The following is an 18,423-nucleotide window of genomic DNA, read 5'->3' on the forward strand; positions in this document are numbered from 1 at the left end:
TGTTCGCAAGACCTGTGAAACAGAGGCGGCGCCTTGCGCTGTGGTTGCGGTTTAGCCTGTTGCTTGGCAGCTGCTGGTCCTCCTTGCTTGGCGCTGACGAGACGCCGGTATTTCGCCTGACGCTGAAAGATCATCTGTTTAGCCCAAGCACCCTGCAGGTGCCGGCCGGGCAAAAAGTCAAAATCATTATTCACAATCAGGACCCAAACCCGGAAGAGTTTGAAAGCTTTTCGATGAACCGGGAAAAAGTGATTCTGGGTGGTAGTTCCGGGGTGGTCTTTGTTGGGCCGCTGCAACCCGGTACTTATCCGTTTAGTGGTGAATACAATCCCGATAGTGCCAAAGGCCAACTGATTGCGCTGCCAAAAGAGCAATGGCAAGCCCTGCAAGCTGGAGGCGATGATGCTGATTAATACCGTAGTGTTGCTGCTGCGCGAATTATTACCGGTGGTGCTGTTGTTGAGCTTGTTACTGGCAGCAAATCCGGCGGCGATGCGCGCTATTTTATTGCGGGTACTGTTATTGGGTGCGCCACTTCTGCTGCTGCAAAGCAGCCAATACCGCCATCTGGCTGAGCTGTGGGACGGGCAGGGCCTTGAATTCTGGTATGCCTGTTGTTATGGCCTTTGTGCGCTGTTGATCGCTGCTTTGTTGCTGCAAAAACATCATCACGCCTGGTTGGCCGCTGCAGCGGTGGTGGCGTTGTTACTGATTAACGGCAGCAATCTGGTGTTGTATTTGTTTTTGTACCCCCGCCAGCTTGATGACAGTCAAAGCCTGTGGCTTGGCGTGGCGCTTGGCAGCGGCATTAGTCTGAGTATTGCCGTATTGATTTATCATCTGGTGCAGGAATTGCGGCTGTATTGGCGTCAAGTCGCTGCGGTATTGCTGTGTTTTAGCGCCGCCCGGCAAATCAGTGCAGCGGTGTTTATTTTGCACCAGATGGATTTGCTCGGAGGTGCGGCACCGATGCTGAGTCAGCACCTGTGGATCGATGAGAGTTCTGAATTGGGTTATTTTCTGAATGCACTGCTCGGCTATAAGTCCAACCCGAGTCAGGGCCAGTTGCTGGCGTGGAGCCTGACACTGATTTTGTTGCTGGTATTACGCCGGCGGGAGTTGAAGTCATGAACAGAAAAACCGGGGTGACAGCACTGGCCTGCGGCCTGCTACTGACCGGCTTTTGTGGTGCGGCGTTGGCCGATGGCCGTGTCGTTGATAAGGTGTATCACCCTTATGTCCAGCCATATGAGCAGGAATTTGAGTACCGTTACGTCTATCAAAAGCAAAACGAGCATCAGAACGATAACGATATGGTGCAAAAGTTGGGATACGGCCGGGCTATTGCTGATCGGCTGGCGCTGGAACTCTATGTGATGGCCGAGCGCCGCTCGCCAGAAGATTACCACATCAGCGGCTATGAACTGGAAATGCGCTGGATGTTAACCGAACAAGGTCAATACAGTGCCGACTGGGGCATGTTGTTTGAGCTGGAACGAGTGAATCATCTTGGTAATTACGAATTTACCACCGGTCTGTTGATGGAAAAGGAATTTGGCCCAACCAGCCTGACGTTAAATGCGTTGGCGGTGTACGAGTGGGGCAATACCATCGAAAACGAGTTGGAAGGCGAGTTCCGGCTGCAATACCGTTACCGTTATCTGCCGCAGCTGCAACCGGCTTTTGAGTTTTATGCCGGCGAGAATTACAAAGGTGCAGGCCCCAGTTTGATGGGGGTGCAAAAATTTGAGCAGATGAAAATGCTGAAATGGGAGCTTGCGGTGATCTTTGCCATTGATGCAGCAACGGTCAATAACACGCTGCGGTTTGCACTGGAGTATGAGTTCTGATTGATTGCCTGGTTAGCGCTGGTCCGCGCAGCCAGCACTTGCTGTTGCGGGTTAATTTATGTAAGTTTTGTGACTCGAAATGTGCGGCGAAACCTTAAGGTTTATTTAAGTTTCTGCCAGCACAATGCCCGATGTATAAAAATAACAAGTTGCAGGGTTTAGATGTCACAGCAATCTTTTTTAAGCCGCCTCAGCGGTCCTTATCTGGTATTCACTCATTTTGTTATTCTGGCACTGGCTGGCTTAACGTTAAGCCGCCTGGCCTTGATGTTATGGCAATGGGAGCGGGTGCAGGCGGCCGGTAACCCGGCTTGGATGTTAGTGCAGGGCGTACGTGCCGACCTGATTCTGCTCGGTTTGTTATTGGCGATCCCAGTACTGCTGGCGCCCGTGCTGGCGATATCGCGCTGGAAAATACTGTGGCGCCGCTTTAGTTATGTCTGGTGCCTGATTGCACTGACTTTATTGATTTTTATCGAATTATCGACGCCTTCATTCTTGCTGCAGTATGACGTACGGCCGAATCGTTTATATATCGAATACCTGAAATATCCGAAGGAAGTATTCAGCACCTTATGGCATGGCTTTCGCGTGCCGCTGATTTTGGGCACAGCATTCACCGGTCTGTTGGTGTTTTTAGCAATGCGGCGTTTACGCGCAGTCGCAACCCAACAAGGCGGCACCTCGAATAAAAAACTCTGGTTGACCTGGCCGCTAGTCGTCGTGCTGGTGTTTGTCTGTATTCGCTCGACCACCCAACACAGACCGGCCAATCCGGCATTGTTCGCTATCACGCCAGATGCGATGGTCAATTCGCTGATCATTAGTTCAGGTTATTCGGTGCTGTATGCGATTTACAGCCTGCGTCATGAAGCACGTTCCACTGAAATGTACGGCAAGCTCGACGAAGCGACCATGTTAAAACAAGCGCTGGACTGGCCATGGTTAAAACACTATCAGTTCAATAACCCGGCGCAGCCGACCTGGCATCAGCAGCAAGCGACAGTCCAACGCGACAAGCCACTCAATCTGGTGATTGTGCTGCAGGAGAGCATGGGGGCGACTTTTGTCGAGTCGCTCGGTGGTGTGCCGGTGACGCCTGAGCTGGAGTCACTGAAACAACAAGGGCTGTGGTTTGAACAGCTGTATGCCACCGGCACCCGTTCGGTGCGTGGTATCGAGGCTGTCGTTGCAGGCTTTGCACCCACGCCGGCGCAAAGCACGGTGAAGCTTTCCAATAGCCAGCAGAATTTCACCACGCTGGCGTCTGTATTAAAAGCGGCTGGCTTTCATACGCAGTTTATTTATGGCGGTGAAGCGCATTTTGACAATATGCGCAGCTATTTCACCGGCAACGGTTTTAGTCAAATCGTCGATATCAATCAAATTAAAAAACCTAAGTTTGTCGCCAGCTGGGGCGCCAGTGACGAGGATTTGTTTGATAAAGCTGACGCAGAGCTGACCCGACTGCAGCAGCTGCGTCAGCAAAGCGGCCAACCATTTTTTAGTCTGGTGTTTACGTCCAGTAACCACGAACCTTTTGAATTTCCCGATGGCCGTATCGACTTACATGAAGAGCCAAAAAATACCGTCAATAACGCGGTGAAGTACGCCGACTGGGCGATGGGACAGTTCTTTAAAAAAGCCCGGCAGAGCAGCTATTGGCAGGACACGCTGTTTCTGGTGGTCGCCGACCATGACAATCGCGTTTATGGCTCAAACCTCATTCCGGTGGAGAAATTCCGCATTCCGGGCCTCATTTTAGGTGCCGACACCAAAGCTGGTACCATTGATACGCTGGCAAGTCAGATCGATCTGGCGCCGACCTTGTTGTCGATGCTGGGTGTCAGCAGTTGCCATCCGATGATTGGCCGGGATCTGACGCTCGACAGCACGTCACCGGGGCGAGCGCTGATCCAGTTTGAGCAGTATTTTGCGCTGAAACAGCCAGACGGCCTGACCATCTTAAAACCGGACGGAACCGTGGTGCGCGGTACTTATGATGAAGCAAAAAAAGCACTGCATTTGAGCGATTTACCGGCTAGCCGCCTGCAATATGAGCAAGCCTTGGCACAAGTTCAGTTGCCGTCCTATTTGTATCGGGAAACCAAGTACAAGAGTGATCATCGCTGCGACACGCCAGTGGTCGCACCTTAAGGTGATTCTATAGGCAAAGGCTTGTGTCAGGGGACTGATCAGTTTTAGCGTCAGTATCGTAAGGAGTTGCTGACAATACAGCTCGAATCCCCCAGCACAGGAACCTTTGCCAATGACTACCTCAATTCGACTATTCCCTGTTTTCGCGCTGCTTGGCAGCGCTTTGTTTGTCAGTTCTGCCTGGGCCGCCGATGCGCCAAAAGTTACCAGCCAGCAACTGGCACCACAGCTTTATCTGGTCAAAGGCAGTGGCGGCAATATTGCGGCAATGCTGGGCAAAGACGGCGCCTTAATCATTGATGCGCAATTTGCCGCAACAGCACCGCTGGTCAAAGCAGAGCTGGATCGGCTGCAAAGCGGTGTCAGCGTCAATACGCTGGTCAACACTCATTTCCATAAAGACCATACCGACGGCAATGCCGCTTTGGCTGGCGGCGCACGCATTATTGCGCATCAAGCCGTGCTGACCCGGTTGCAAAGCGATGCCAAATTTAACCAAGCTGGTTTGCCGACCGAGACTTTCAGCGGCGAAAAAACACTGAGCCTGAATGGTCAGCAAGTGATGCTCAGGACCATGCCAGTCAGCCACACCGATGGTGACTTAGTGGTGTGGTTCAAAGCACAGAATGTGCTGCACATGGGTGATTTGTTTTTCGCTGACCGTTTCCCGTTTATCGACCTGAACAGCGGTGGCTCGGTTGCCGGTTACATCGCCAATACCAAGACCATCCTCAGTCAGGTCAACGACACCACGAAGATTATTCCGGGCCATGGAGATCTGATGGATAAAGCCGGTTTGCAGCGTTTTCTGACGATGATGGAGCAGACTTTAGCTGAAGTGCAGGCAATGAAAGCGCAGGGCTTAAGTGCAGATCAGGCGGTGACCAAAGGCTTGTCTGCCCAGTGGAAAAAATGGAGCTGGAATTTTATCACTGAAGAGAAGTGGATCCGCACCTTGTATCAGGCCTAAAGGTTGGCTCAATAACCGGCCTGCAGGTGATGCCAGCAGGCTGGTTATTTTAAGTAAAAAATATGTAATTAATCGTTGCGTCTTTGTGTTGCTTTAGCTAGTGTTAATGTTGTTTTATCCACCAACAAGGATTGCCGCTGATGAAACTACGCACTTCTGTCTCTGTTATCGCCGCTCTGCTGTTAAGCCCGGTATTGACGCCCACCGCCTTTGCAACGCCTGCTGAAACGGCGCAGCCAGCACAGACCCACACTCAGTCTGAAATGCAAAATCAGACATTACCCGCCAGTTTTTTTGGCGGCGTAGAGCAGGGCAAAAAAATCGATTATAAAGTGCTGGATTTTGTGCTTCGTACTTCAGTCCTCAGCGAAGGCATACCACAACGCAGTACGGTGCTGGAACGTGAACAACGTTACGACATCTACCGCAGCTATCCGCTTGGTGACCATTTTACCGCGCTCAGTGCCAACCGTTTTCACTATGAAGAATATCAAAATAATCCGGAAATGCGTGATGTCGTGACGCAGCTGCGCCAACAGTTGTCGGCAGTACCTGAGCAAACTCCGCTCAATCAGCTGAGTAAAAACGAACAACTGGCCTATTGGTTGAACCTGTACAACGTGACAGTGCTGGATGAAGTGATCAAAGTGTATCCACGTAAAGATCTAGCAACGTTTTTACTCGGGACCTCAGAACAACCTGGCTTGCTGAGTCAGAAGATCCTAACCGTCGCCGGTGTTCGGTTAAGTCTGGATGACATTCAGTTTGCGATCCTGCCGAAACAATTTCCGCAACAGCCGGAAGTGATTTATGGCCTGTATCAGGGCATTATCGGTAGCCCGAATCTCCCGGCTATCGCCTATACCGGTAGCAATGTGCAACAGCAATTGGTGAAAAATGCCGCTGAGTTTATTAACTCTAACCGCGGTACTTTGCCAAAAGGGACCTTAGGCTTCCGGGTATCCAGCTTTTACCAACGCAGCGCTGCATATTTCCCGGACTTTCAGACCGACCTGCGTAAACACTTAGCCACCTATCTGCGCCTTGATGAGCAACCTTATCTGCAAGGCAGTAAAACGATTCTGACCAATTTGTCGAATTATTCTGTCACCGATGTGTACGGCACTTTACCCAATACCAAGGGGCATAAAACCGCTGTTCAAGTGGCAGCATTACCGTTAGGGCCGGTGGTTGCCCGTAAACTGACTTCTGAGCAGCTAGAACGCTATCACTTACTGAAACAACGCGGCCAGACGATGCAAGCCAGCCAACCATCGGTAGTAGCACCGGAAAAACAACCGGCGGCGGCGATTTAACGTTATCTTCTGCAAAACTAAAAAGCCCGCAGTGCGGGCTTTTTGCTGGCAGGGGCTGTCGAGTCTACATCAGTTGGGTTGGTGTTTTGATGCCACGGGCATTGCGTTTACCGGCCAGTTCCAGTTCCGCCAGATGGAACAGATTGGTGAATACCAGTGGTGGCGCCGGATAACCGAATTGTTCGATAAAAGCGATGCGGGCTTGCTCAAGCAGCTGGTTACACAGCTGGTCGTAGGCCGAATAACCGTCGTAACTGTATGGTTCCTGTATCGTCGCCAGCCCATGTTGTTGCTGCATCCGGATAAACCAGTTCAGTAAAAACTCATATTCTTTGACGTCGAGAATTTCGCGGCAGTCCAGTCCCATCAGTGTGCTCCGGCCAGAATTGATAGCCCTAAACGATAGAGTTTTTATAGTGTGGTCCACGTGTTGTGGATCAATTGCCGGCGGCTGAAAACTGCTTGCGAAGGTTGAACCTTCGCCCTGCAAACTCAGGTGCCGCAAAACGTCTGGTAGTTGCAAAAACTCGCAGGTGGCAATTCAGCCCAATAAACATCATCGTCAAAAGGAGTCAGGCTGGCTTTGGCCAACGCCTTTGCCGGGCCGAGATCACCATTCAGTGCACTTTCAATGATTTGTTCAATCCGGAAATTACGCGGGATAAAGGCTGGATTGACCTGTAGCAGCTGTTGGCTGAGCGCTACCGGGTCCAGAGCCACTGCAGCCAGCCGTTGCAGCCAACGCTGTTGCCATGCACTAAAGGCGGCAGGTTCTGCAAACAGCGAACTGGCTAGAGCGCCCGGTATGTTGGCAGGGCGCGACAGCTCACGGAAAAATAACGTGAAATCAATTTGTTGCTGCGAAAGTAACGTCAACAGATCATCAATCAGCGGCAGATCAGACTCCACTGGCGACGGCAGGCCCAATTTGGCGGCAAACCTGTTCAGCCGTGCAGCCTGATAAAGCGCAGGGAAGTCGTTGAGCACTGTCATCGCGGCGGCGATGGCTTGTTGCTCGTCTTCGTGCAACAGCACCAGCAATGACTCCGCCAGCCGCGCCAGATTCCACTGTGCGATAGGGGGCTGATTACGATAGGCGTAGCGGCCCTGACTATCAATTGAGCTAAAACAGGCGCTGGGGTCAAACGCATCGATAAAAGCGCAAGGGCCATAGTCGATGGTTTCGCCACTGACGGTCATATTGTCGGTATTCATCACGCCATGGACAAAACCAAGGCTCATCCAGTGGGCAATTAGATCAGCCTGTGCAGTGGCGACAGCGCGCAACAGCGCCAGATAAGGCTGTGCATCATCCCGTATTTCAGGGTAATGCCGGGTTATGACATAGTCAGCCAGCGCTTTGACGTCGGCACTGCTGCCATGCACTGAGGCATACTGAAAGGTTCCGATGCGGATATGTGACGCCGCCACCCGGGTCAGCACTGCACCGGGAACCCGCGTGTCCCGATAGATGGTTTCGCCGGTCGTGACTGCCGCCAAAGCACGACTGGTCCGCACGCCGACGGCCGCCATCCATTCGCTGATCAGATATTCTCTTAGCACTGGGCCAAGTGCAGCGCGGCCATCACCACGGCGCGAAAACGGCGTCGGTCCCGCGCCTTTTAGCTGGACATCAAAGCGCTTGCCGCTGAGGCTCAGCACCTCGGTCAGTAATAATGCCCGGCCATCCCCTAATCGCGGGGCCAGTGAACCAAACTGATGGCCGGTGTAGGCCAACGCTGTGGGTTGCATCCAGGGCGCCAACTGGTTACCACAAAAATACTGCAGCCCCAGCGGCGTCTGCCTGGCGTCTTCTGGCCACTGCAATAATGTGGCTAACGCATCGTTAAACAACAACCAGTCTGGTGCGGCCACAGGCGTAGGTGCCACTGTCTGATAAAACAGTGGGCCCAGCGTGCGGTAAGTCAGTTCAGCAGTAAATGGCATCAGTGGTGCTGATGATCGCAATCATCGTCACATTCGTGGTCGTGATCGTCAGCGAATTCGTCGTCGCCTTCCTGGTGTTGCATCACGCCCCAGCCATCGTTATGGCCACTGAATTTTTTAGCGAATTTATCCAGTTCAGCTTCTTTGGCGGTGATGACTGCGTGGTCCGGTTGCATGTGCAGTGACACGATCAGTTCCCACTGATCCAGGTCATTTAAATTCAGTTCTACTTCGCCGGGCTGGTCCAGTTTGCTCATCGCTTCCAGCGCCTTTTCGGCTTTGTCGCGATTGGGGAATACCAGATAAAAATCCAGATCCAGCGGTTTAGTTAAATCCATGCCGGAATCGTGCATGGCTTGCAGCATATCGCCGTTGCCGTCGTCAGGAAATTGGCTCATATCAGCTCCGAGTGAAGAAGGGGAAGGCCGGGATGCGGCCGCTAAAGGACTCTATTGTACCATTTTTTTCTGCGTCTGCAGGCCTCAGTGCGTGCGCTGGCGTGCAAGGAATACCGCTAATTCCGGTCCAAGCTGTCTGACATAGGCTTGGAGCTGCGGATAAAATTGCAAAAACAAGGCGTCCAGTTCGGGCAAATGCTGATTGATCTCCGCGATACTGCCAGCAAAATGGTTATCAAATCGAATACGGGTGGCGATCCGATCCAACGCCATACCAATATTCTCCAGCTGCTGATAACTGCCAAACCAGTCTTGTTGCACAATAGCTCTGACAGTTTTCGCCATCGCGGCAGGCATCAGCCCCTGTTGCTGCTTAAGCTGTTGATAAATGTCTTGGCACAGCGGCGTCAGGGCGCGAGTGTCGAGTGTTGGCCAATGTCGGATCAGGAGATGGTCAAACAACACATCAAGAATGACCGGTGCAAACCGGCGGCGTTCACGGCTGAACATGGCTTTCGCTTGCTGTACCTCTGCAGCGGCATCGGTAAAACGGTCAATTGCGCGGTGACGCCAAACACCGGCCTGCACCGCGGGCGGCAGACTTTTGAGATCCAGGCCCTGACAAAAATCACCAAGCAGATTGCCGAACCGGGATTCTGCTGTCGATTCGGCAAGCACCAGATGGGCGAGGAAATTCATCAGGCCGCTGCACGTTCGCGGGCCGGTTGCTGGTGCAAGACAGATTGCACCAGACCCGCCAGTAAGATGAGTGCCACACCGCCGACTTGTAGCAGACTGAGCTTCTCCTGAAACAACCACCAACCGGCCAAAATAACCGCAACGGGTTCAATATAAGCCAGCGTACCAAACACCCGCGTTGGTAGATGCTCCAGCGCGATAATCGCCAGATAAATCGCCAGAAAACCTGGGAAAAAACCAGCTAAAAATACCCACGGCAGCTCGTCAATGTTGGGTAGGGGCGTTGCATTGAGAAATGGCAATACACACAAAGCGCCGATCATCAGCTGATAGAACGCCCGTTGTAGCGGCGATTCGGATTGACCGCTGTGGCGGTTCGCCAGCAAAAAGCCGGTGTAGGTGAACAGCGACAACATGCCATAAACAAAACCTGGCCACTGCGCCTCTGTCAGAACCAGATCCAGCTTAAATTGCTGCAGCATGGCAAAACCCAAAAACGACAGCACAATTAACAGCCCTGAAGCCAGATCCAGTTTTTCATGAAACAGGAAATGCGCGGCAATAGCGGCCAGCGCCGGCGCCAGATAAACCAGCATAATGGCGTTGGCGAGGCTGATAAAACTAATGGCCTTGAGAAAACACAACATAAAGCTGGCGAGCAAGATGCCGTTCAACACAATGCGCCGGTCCGGCTTTTGTTTCAGTTCCGCCTGTTTACCCAGCAGCAGGACCAGCCCCAATAAACACAATGCACCGACAAAAAGGCGATAGAACGTCAGTTCTGCCGCCGCCAGGCCGGACATACGGGCAATAACGCCGCTGCTGGCCATCGACACCGCAGAGATTAAGGCAAAGATCAGATACAGATTCACGACAACTCCAAACAGGTTTTAACAGCCCGGTAGTGATGTACCGGGCCTTTGACGACGGCAGGTCGACGCGTTAGTCCGCTAGCGGTTGGATCAGCGCCTTGTGGATCACCGCCTGATTCAGCGGGCCGGTACGGCCGCCTTTGCCGCCGGTATACAAATTAAAATGCTGCAGGTAGCTCATGTTAAAACCATCTGCAATGCTGATCTGGCACGTCTCACCGGCTTTGGCATTAAAATCGGCCCGGCTCGACCAGCCGGCTTCCAGTGCGGTGGCCAGATGCGGCATTACCAGCGTGGCCTGCTGTTTGCCGGACTGTGGGCAGTCTGCATGGAGGCGTTTTACCACTGCGGTGATGCCGGTATTGATCGGGCCGTTGTCGATAAAATACTGCAAACGCAGGGCATGACGGCCATCGTGGCTTGCTGTGAAATTGAGGTTCAGCTGTTGTTCTGGTGCCCCCCAGTTTTTAAACACCGGTTGCTGCAAATAGTCGCTGATGTCGTGATCTGCACTGGTCAGCCCTCGGCCCGCCACCAGTTCGACACTAGCGCCTGGCGTGCACAAAGTGCGGCTCGGTTGTGAGCTTAAGCCTGTATCTTTGTAGCTTTGCGTCAGCGCATAACATTGGCTGTAGTCTGTTTTGGCTTTTGTGTCGGTCCAGTCTTGCTGCCTGGGTTTGAGTTTCACCGGCACGCCATTTTTATACAGCGTAAAACGGGTTTCAGTTTCACCGGCGGCATCAAACTGCAGCGTCGGGATCCCTTTGTTACTGAGGCTCAGGCTTAGCTGTGGCTCTTTGGGCGCAAGCAGTTTGCGTTTTTCGCTGCTGCTGAGGTTGCTAAGCGGGCCGCTGTTATTGGTGGTACGAAGCTCGGTCAGGCGGGATACCGGCGCATCCATCGCCTGCAGTTTCAGCACCAGCTCGTTGCGCTGCTGGCTGAAATCATGAAGGTTGATGCTAAATTGCTGGTTACCGGTCAGCACTTGTGGTTGACCGTTCAGGCTGATTTGCGCCAGTCGGTAAACCTGGCCGCGGCGGGCCTGCGTCGGTAACTCCAGCTGTAAATCCAATATGGTGCCGGCCAGGTTCAGGTTTTGCAGGTGAACGCTGTTGCCAAGATCCAGTTCACGCGCCAGGTCCGCCGGAATATACGGATTAATCGTCAGCGAACCGGCATTGAGCTGTGCGCCAAACAGCTGACCGATCACCAAATCACTATAAGCGGCAACGGACCAGAGCTGACGCTCAGAATTAACCACCGGGCCAGATAAGGCGCCATCTTCAACATGAGCTTTTTGACTGAGCCATTCCAGATTTTCCATATTCGACTGATTAAGCACTGCGCCCTGATAGAGCGACACGGCGATTTTGTGGAACAGTTGCGGCTGATTTTGCTGGCGTGCCGCGCGCAGCTGATAAGCGCTGACAAAAGGCCAGATCGCACGGTTGTGATAAATCGGCACGTCCGGCAATGCCGGGAAAATTACCGGCGGACCGGCCTGCGTCAGCGGGTAATTCTGCAAAATCTGCTCGGCTTGCAGCGGTGAGGCAACGCCATGGGTGATGGCCAACGACAGGCCCAATAAATCGTACTGTTCTACCGGCATTGGGTTATGTGCGGCACCGATATAGCGGGCATAAAGTCCACGCTCTGGCAGCCAGAACCAGCTGTTGATCGCTTGTTTCAGCGCTTGTGCCATTTGCGCCAGTTCAGTTGCGCGCGCTGGTTCCAGCGTTTTGGCTGCCTCTGCGGCGCGGCTTAACGCGACATAATGCAAGACATTAGTGGAAAGCGAAAATGACTCGGCGAGGAACAAGGTATCTTTCGCGGTCCAGCTTGGATAACTCTGCTCGCGCCAGTCGAGGAAGGACGTTTCACCGCGATATAAACCCAAGCGGGCATCAAAAATATAGGCCCGGTCCTGCAAAATAGTATTGCGGGCAATGGTGTACCAACGCTGTTGCCAGGCTTCGCCGGCGGCTTGATTCGATGCGCCTGTGGGGTCTTGTGCCGTCAGGCCACTGGCAGCCAGCACCCAAACCACCCGGTCAGAACTGACCGGCCAGCTGCCACCGGAGCCGGTGTCCTGCAATGCGACTTCAGTGTTGTCGATGCCGCGGGCAATCAGTTCAGGCCGCACTACTGAGGTCTTAAATAACAAGGACGTTTGCGCCCGCACCGGGTCCAGCGCCCCGAGGCCTAAATCCAGTGCATAAGATAAATCCCGGGTCCAGACATAATGCCATTTGGCACCGGTTTCGAAACAGGGGCAAGGCAGCGCCTGTTGGTCATTGAAGCCCCAGTCGGTAATTTCACTGACACTGTTCTGTTGGCGCTCTTGCTGGCTTAACGCAAAAGCGGCATCGAACAACGGGTTTTTACTCAGCAGCAGCGCGTCGCCAGCTGCCGGGCTGATGGTTTTTTCGGTAGGCGCTGTTGCCGGGCCGGCTTTGAGCACAAACTGGCGGCTGTTGACGCTGCCATCATCATTTTTTTGCGTCAGTGCTTCGACACTGACACTGCCAAATTTACTGTGTAACTGGCGGCTTTGCAGTTCGCCGGCGAGGCGGGGCGCTGCGGGCTGTGCGATTTGCGCGCCAGCCGCTTCGGTCTGTGGTTCGATAGCAGGCTGTGCTGTCGCAGGCTGCGCCATGACCTGCTGCGCCTGCGTCTGTGCAGAATAGAAAAATAATGGAGAGAGCAATAAAGAAGCCGGCAGCACTGCGCCGGCACTGAAACGACACAGGCCACGGGTAATAGAATTCAGCAACATGGAGAAACCCAACAAAAACCAACAAGAAGATGTCTGAGTGTACTCAAAGGGGACGGCTTAGGGTACACCTGACACAAGCTTTTTGCAGCGGACTGCGTTGGCAGGCTGTGGTGCCGCTGACTGATGCTGGGACGCGGCAACACTCAGTCGTGGTCGGCCTGCGCAGACGGCGCCTGCCAGCAGCCAGTCAACACTTGTGCGCGCTCGGTTTCCGTCAGAATGCCGCGTAAGCGGGTGCGCCGGCGATGCTTGCAGGCCTGCGGTTCCGGACTTAATAGCGCGGCTTTGAAAAGCTGCGGCTGATCGATCACCGCAAAAGCGCAGCTCCAGAATAAATAAGCGCTGTGGCGTAATAAACCTTGTTGCTGCTCTTGTTCAAGCTGTGCCACGACCGGTGGAAGTAGCGCCGGATTGGCGAGGATTTTATCAACCATGGCACTGTGCAGTTGCAAAATGGTGGCGTCGACGTTTTTTTCCTGCCGACCTTTTGGGCTGTCGTAACGGGACTGGCGCTGTGCACTGCTATTGCTGTCACGCAGCGCGCCGCTGCGGCGTTTTTGCAGGAACTGGTCAAAACGTTGGTACTTGTCTGCTTCTGTCATGGCTGGTCAGGATGATTGCTGCTGATTGATTCACTCCGATTCTACCTCGATCATGCGCCGGCGGATCAGTGGAAATCCCGGCTTGGGCTCTGAAACACCGGTAATAGTGGGTCCAGGCTTTCTATTCTGCCAACGACCAGATGGCTGACCAGACCTTCACGTTGCAGCACTCCATGCACCAGCCAGAGCCGGCTGCTGATAAACGTTTGTTGCTGCGCCAGTGCTGTGGCTTGCCAGACAATCAGGTTGATTTGACCGGTTTCATCTTCCAGTGTGACAAAAGTGACGCCACCAGCGGTACCTGGGCTTTGCCGCACTGTGACCAGGCCAATCACCCGCAGCACCTGACCGTTGCGGCAGGTGGCCAAATCACAAGCGCGTTGCAGCGACTGTTTCACCAGTGTCGGATGCTGGCGTAACAACGCCACCGGATGCTGCGTCAGGCTCAGGCCCAGACTCTGATAATCCTCGCCAAGCTGTTGCCAGGCGTCCGGTGTCGGCAACGGACAAGGCGGGGCTGCCGGTTCGGTGTGCAAATCCAGGCCCAGTTGCTGTAACAATAAAGGCTCAGCGCTTGGTGTCTGTTGTGCTGGCTGGCGTACTGGCTGGCGAACTGTCTGGCGAAACAGCGGCAGTTCATCCAGTCGATCCAGCAATTGCCAGCGACTGGCAAAACGATGGCCAGACAGCGCCTGCAGCGCATCACTGCTGGCCAGTGCGGTCAGCTGGTCTTGTCTTAAGCCGCTTTGTTTCAGGCTGCTGAGGCTATGAAAACCCTCGGCGGGGCGTTGCTGTAATACCGGCAGCAATAAATCCAGTTGCAGCCCTTTGACCTGGCGCAGCCCCAGTCGTAGCGCCGGGCCTGTCGCGGTTGCTTCGATGCGGTGGTCCCAGTCGGAGTGCTGAATGCAGACCGGCAATACCTGCAAACCATGGCGTTTGCCGTCCTGCACCAGCTGTGACGCGGAATAAAACCCCATCGGCAGGCTGTTAAGTAAGGCGGTCAAAAATTCGAGTGGGTAATAACATTTCAGCCAGGCCGAGGTATAAGCCAGCAAGGCAAAACTGGCGGAGTGCGATTCGGGAAAGCCATATTCACCAAAACCACAGATCTGCGCAAAAATCTGTTTGGCGTAAGTTTCGGCATAACCGCGTTGCTGCATACCGTTGATCAGTTTGGCTTCGAATTGCAGCAGTTCGCCGTTTTTTTTCCAGCTGGCCATGGCCCGGCGCAGCTGATCGGCTTCGCCGCCGGAAAAACCGGCCGCGACCATTGCGAGTTTAATTACTTGTTCCTGAAAAATTGGCACGCCCATAGTGCGGCTCAATACCGCTTCGACTTCAGGTGACGGATAACTGACTGGCTCCAGACCATCGCGGCGGCGCAAAAACGGGTGCACCATATCGCCCTGAATTGGTCCTGGCCGAACTATGGCGATTTCAATGACCAGATCATAAAAGCAAGCTGGCTTTAGCCGCGGCAACATACTCATCTGAGCGCGGGACTCAATCTGAAACACCCCTACAGTGTCGGCCTGTTGGATTTGCTGGTATACGGCAGGATCATCACCGGTCTGACTGATTTCGGCCAGCGTCAGCGGCACTTCCCGCTGCAGGTTGATCATCGCTAAAGCTTTACGCAACGCCGACAACATGCCGAGCGCCAGAATGTCGACTTTCATCAGGCCCAGCGTTTCTAAGTCATCTTTGTCCCATTGGATCACTGTGCGATCGGCCATGCTGGCGTTTTCCACCGGTACCATTTCATGCAGCGGGCCGGCGGAAATGACAAAACCACCGACATGCTGGGATAAATGTCTGGGTTTGCCGCGGATTTGCTCCACCAGACTGATCAGCTGCTGCGCCGGCAGGCTGTGGATATCCAGACCATGTTGTGCCAGTTGTTGCCACCAGCTCAGGTCAGGATGGCGCCGGTTCAGTTGTTTCAGCCAGTATTCGAGCTGGGTGATGGCAAACCCCAGTGCTTTACCAACGTCACGGACGGCGCTGCGTAGCCGGTAACAAATCACCGTGGCCGTCAAAGCGGCGCGTTGCCGGCCGTATTTCTGATAGATGTACTGGATCACTTCTTCGCGGCGTTCATGCTCAAAATCGACGTCAATATCCGGCGGCTCATCCCGCTCGCGGGAAATAAAACGCTCAAACAGCACTGAAATTTTCCGCGGATCAACGGCGGTGATTTGCAGGCAATAGCAAACGACTGAATTGGCTGCTGAGCCGCGGCCCTGATACAAAATCTGCTGTTCGCGGGCAAAGCGGGCGATATCGGCGATGGTCAGAAAATAATAGGGATAATCGAGTTCGGCGATCAGCTGCAACTCGTGTTCTATTTGTGCGGCGATCGCCGCAGGCACTGTGTCGCCAAAACGTATAGCGCTGCCTTCCGCCACCAGCTGACGCAGATATTGCATCGCCGTCTGACCGGGCGGCACCAACTCGGCCGGATATTCATAGCGCAGACTATCGAGATTAAACTGGCAGAGCTCGGCGACCCGACAGCTTTGCGCCAGCAAATCCGCATGGAACAAATGCGTCAGCTTACTGATGGGCCTTAAGCAGCGCTCCCGGTTGGCGGACAAATCGAGGCCGACATCTGTGACGGGAAGCCCCAGCCGGATCGCGGTCATCACATCGAGCAGCGGTTGCTGAGCAGCCTCATGCATCAGCACGGCACCGACAGCACAGGCCGGAAGTTCAAACTTGTGGCTCAGCTGCTGGCAATGTTGCTGATAGTCATAATCGCACGCATCCAGCACACGCTGCTGTGCCAGATATAAGCGGGAGCCAAACTGACGTTTCAGCCAGGCGCCCCAATGCTGGTCACTGGCGGGGATGGCACTGGGCAGCCATAGCACCAGGCAGTCCCGGCAGCTTTTTAAATCCCATTCTTCCAGCTGATATTGGCCTTTGTCTGCTCTGCGTCTGCAGTTGCTGATGATGCGGCACAGCTCGGCGTAAGCTTTCCGGTCCGGACACAGCAACAGCAGGCGCAGATCTGCGCCGTAGCGAAAATACGATCCGACAATCAACCGGATCTTGAGTTGCTGTTGTTTGATTTGGCGATGCGCCCGTACCACACCGGCGACGGAACATTCATCGGTCAGCGCCAGCGCCTGATAGCCCAGACTGTCGGCGGTACCAACCAGTTGCTCCGGGCTGGCGGCGGCGCTCAGAAAGGAAAAATGGCTCTGACAAAACAGTTCGGCGTAGTCCATCAGGCAAACACGCCATGCACAAACCACTGCTGTTGTTCTGTGCGGTAAATCCAGAGCCAGCGGCCGTCGGTACTTTGCGCGGTCAGATAATCACGGGCTTCGGACGGCCCCTGCCACCATTGGCTCTGGATCCGCTCCAAACCTGGCTGCAATTGCACTTGCTGTTGCAGCGGCTCTGGTTGTGCGAACAAAAACGCCGGACGGTGTGGAGCTGACAGGCCGGTGAAAGTGTCCGTTGGCGAGTGATCGGCCCCGACTTTATATGTCGCCGGCGTTTGCGCCACATTTCGCGCTGGCATTGGTGCTTGCGCTGGCTGTGGCCGTGCTGGCGGCTTCACGCCTGCGGGTGCAGCGCTTTGCAGCGGGATGCTCACTCCGGCCATTTCCGGCAGATAAGCGGCGACCTGCGCTGGCCGGCAGACCTGGGCGCTGCCGAGTTTGGCTTGCAGCAAGCCAACCAGTTGCAGCGGCGTATATTGGCCACGCCGGCCGGCATACAGGTCGTCGCTGTCGGTATCGCGGCCACAGTATTGACTGGCACTGAGTGCCAGTGCCAGTACCGGTGCGGGCAGTCGTAAGGCTTCAAGTTTCAGCTGCCACAAGTTCAGCCAGCGGCAGGCCAATGCTTCGGCCTGCGGCGACTGCAGTTTCAGCGTCAGGGGCGGTTGATCCCGTAGCGTCAGTTCCAACTGCAGCTGATAACAGAGCTGATCACGGCGTTGCAGATAATGTTGCAGTTGTAGCAGCAGATGCTGCAGCGGTTTATGTAGCTGGGGATATTGCTCTAGCTGGTACAGCAGTTCGAGGCGGGCACTGAACTGCTCCGGTGGCTGATAATACTGTAATAATGGCGGCAGTTTGCCCTGCAGTCGTTGTAGATAGAGGTATAAGTCGGCACCAAAGCGCCGGCTCAACTCTTTTGCTGGCAACTGCAGTAGCTGGCCGAGCTGACTGATGCCGAGGCGCTCCAGCTGGTGAATGGTTGCCGGCGTCACATGCAGAAACGACACCGGACAGCCGCTTAACAGCAACTGTTGTTGCACTTGGGTTAAGGCCGTTTGCCCGGGCTGACTCAGACATAACAGGCGCGCAGCTTCGGCACTTAGCGCAACACCGTATTGATACTGCAACGGCCGTTGTTGCAGCTGTTGGATCAGCTGTTGTAAAAATGCCGGCAGGCCGCCATACAGCTGCAGCATCGGGTCGAGCCGTAACCACAGCGCGTTCGGTGGCGCCTCTGCAATATCGGCGCACAGCTGATAACAATCCAGCGCGAGCATGTCCAGCAGCTGTTGCTCAAGTGCCGGTTGCCACGGCATGACCTGTAACGTCGCGCACATGGCACAGGCTTGTGCCAGCGTCTGGCCGGGTTTGATACCAAGCGACCGCGCCGGTGCATTGGCTTGATGCACGCGCAGATCCTGCGGGTGTAATAACACGGCTGGGTCCAGCGTTGCCGTTTGTTCAGGGCCGATACCATCGCTGTAAAGATCCAGCTGCAACTGTGGGAACAGCAGATATAACCATAATGTTTGCATCAGAGCCCTCCGTTGTCCGGTTGCGTTGTGGTGAACCTTTGCCGCTGTAGCATCAGGCCGTT

The 18,423-nt window shown here is 54.3% G+C and carries 15 protein-coding genes; 6 read left to right on the forward strand and 9 right to left on the reverse strand.

Translation table 11 applies throughout. From position 1 onward, the window contains the following. The first annotated feature begins 14 nt into the window (after positions 1 to 14). From ACFFJP_RS06840 to ACFFJP_RS06865, 6 genes are all read left to right on the forward strand, one after another. Entirely contained in the window at positions 15 to 413 is a 399-nt protein-coding gene (locus ACFFJP_RS06840) for a cupredoxin domain-containing protein (protein WP_377241770.1), read from the forward strand. After that, a complete protein-coding gene (locus ACFFJP_RS06845; RefSeq protein WP_377241772.1) occupies positions 403 to 1,131 on the forward strand; it encodes a hypothetical protein in 729 nt (242 codons plus the stop codon). The genes ACFFJP_RS06840 and ACFFJP_RS06845 overlap by 11 nt, the downstream gene beginning before the upstream one ends. Then, on the forward strand, positions 1,128 to 1,850 hold the full coding sequence (locus ACFFJP_RS06850) for a hypothetical protein (RefSeq protein ID WP_377241774.1): 723 nt from the start codon (positions 1,128 to 1,130) through the stop codon (positions 1,848 to 1,850). The genes ACFFJP_RS06845 and ACFFJP_RS06850 overlap by 4 nt, the downstream gene beginning before the upstream one ends. 162 nt (positions 1,851 to 2,012) lie before the next feature. Next, the gene (locus ACFFJP_RS06855; protein WP_377241776.1) at positions 2,013 to 4,007 is read left to right on the forward strand and encodes an LTA synthase family protein; all 1,995 of its coding nucleotides are present in this window, start codon (positions 2,013 to 2,015) and stop codon (positions 4,005 to 4,007) included. A 112-nt stretch (positions 4,008 to 4,119) separates the two neighbouring features. Further along, complete coding sequence (locus ACFFJP_RS06860) at positions 4,120 to 4,977, forward strand: MBL fold metallo-hydrolase (RefSeq protein ID WP_377241779.1); 858 nt, start codon at positions 4,120 to 4,122, stop codon at positions 4,975 to 4,977. A gap of 140 nt (positions 4,978 to 5,117) precedes the next feature. After that, entirely contained in the window at positions 5,118 to 6,293 is a 1,176-nt protein-coding gene (locus ACFFJP_RS06865) for a DUF547 domain-containing protein (protein WP_377241781.1), read from the forward strand. A gap of 64 nt (positions 6,294 to 6,357) precedes the next feature. Here the strand turns inward: ACFFJP_RS06865 and ACFFJP_RS06870 are convergent, their stop codons facing one another. The 9 genes from ACFFJP_RS06870 to ACFFJP_RS06910 all read right to left on the reverse strand — a co-directional run bounded on the left by ACFFJP_RS06870 (position 6,358) and on the right by ACFFJP_RS06910 (position 18,361). Continuing rightward, a complete protein-coding gene (locus ACFFJP_RS06870) occupies positions 6,358 to 6,660 on the reverse strand; it encodes a hypothetical protein (RefSeq protein WP_377241783.1) in 303 nt (100 codons plus the stop codon). Between the two features lie 125 nt (positions 6,661 to 6,785). Next, positions 6,786 to 8,240, reverse strand: a complete 1,455-nt coding sequence (locus ACFFJP_RS06875) for a protein adenylyltransferase SelO (protein ID WP_377241785.1) — start codon at positions 8,238 to 8,240, stop codon at positions 6,786 to 6,788. Beyond that, positions 8,240 to 8,638 carry a ribonuclease E inhibitor RraB gene (locus ACFFJP_RS06880; RefSeq protein ID WP_377241787.1) on the reverse strand — a complete coding sequence of 133 codons (399 nt, stop codon included), beginning with the start codon at positions 8,636 to 8,638 and terminating at the stop codon, positions 8,240 to 8,242. The genes ACFFJP_RS06875 and ACFFJP_RS06880 overlap by 1 nt, the downstream gene beginning before the upstream one ends. A gap of 84 nt (positions 8,639 to 8,722) precedes the next feature. After that, positions 8,723 to 9,337: an acyl carrier protein phosphodiesterase gene (locus tag ACFFJP_RS06885; RefSeq protein ID WP_377241789.1), complete on the reverse strand. Its 615-nt coding sequence runs from the start codon at positions 9,335 to 9,337 to the stop codon at positions 8,723 to 8,725. Next, positions 9,337 to 10,209: a DMT family transporter gene (locus tag ACFFJP_RS06890; RefSeq protein ID WP_377241791.1), complete on the reverse strand. Its 873-nt coding sequence runs from the start codon at positions 10,207 to 10,209 to the stop codon at positions 9,337 to 9,339. The genes ACFFJP_RS06885 and ACFFJP_RS06890 overlap by 1 nt, the downstream gene beginning before the upstream one ends. 70 nt (positions 10,210 to 10,279) lie before the next feature. Continuing rightward, positions 10,280 to 12,985, reverse strand: a complete 2,706-nt coding sequence (locus ACFFJP_RS06895; protein ID WP_377241793.1) for a glucosidase family protein — start codon at positions 12,983 to 12,985, stop codon at positions 10,280 to 10,282. Positions 12,986 to 13,128: 143 nt separating this feature from the next. Further along, complete coding sequence (locus ACFFJP_RS06900) at positions 13,129 to 13,587, reverse strand: hypothetical protein (protein WP_377241795.1); 459 nt, start codon at positions 13,585 to 13,587, stop codon at positions 13,129 to 13,131. A gap of 65 nt (positions 13,588 to 13,652) precedes the next feature. Further along, positions 13,653 to 16,823 (reverse strand): error-prone DNA polymerase, encoded by a 3,171-nt coding sequence (locus ACFFJP_RS06905; RefSeq protein ID WP_377241797.1) that lies wholly within the window; start codon positions 16,821 to 16,823, stop codon positions 13,653 to 13,655. After that, the gene (locus ACFFJP_RS06910) at positions 16,823 to 18,361 is read right to left on the reverse strand and encodes a Y-family DNA polymerase (RefSeq protein WP_377241799.1); all 1,539 of its coding nucleotides are present in this window, start codon (positions 18,359 to 18,361) and stop codon (positions 16,823 to 16,825) included. The genes ACFFJP_RS06905 and ACFFJP_RS06910 overlap by 1 nt, the downstream gene beginning before the upstream one ends. Between the last annotated feature and the right edge of the window lie 62 nt (positions 18,362 to 18,423).

The sequence above is a fragment of the Rheinheimera tilapiae genome (assembly GCF_042432165.1).
Classification (GTDB): Bacteria; Pseudomonadota; Gammaproteobacteria; order Enterobacterales; family Alteromonadaceae; genus Pararheinheimera; species Pararheinheimera tilapiae.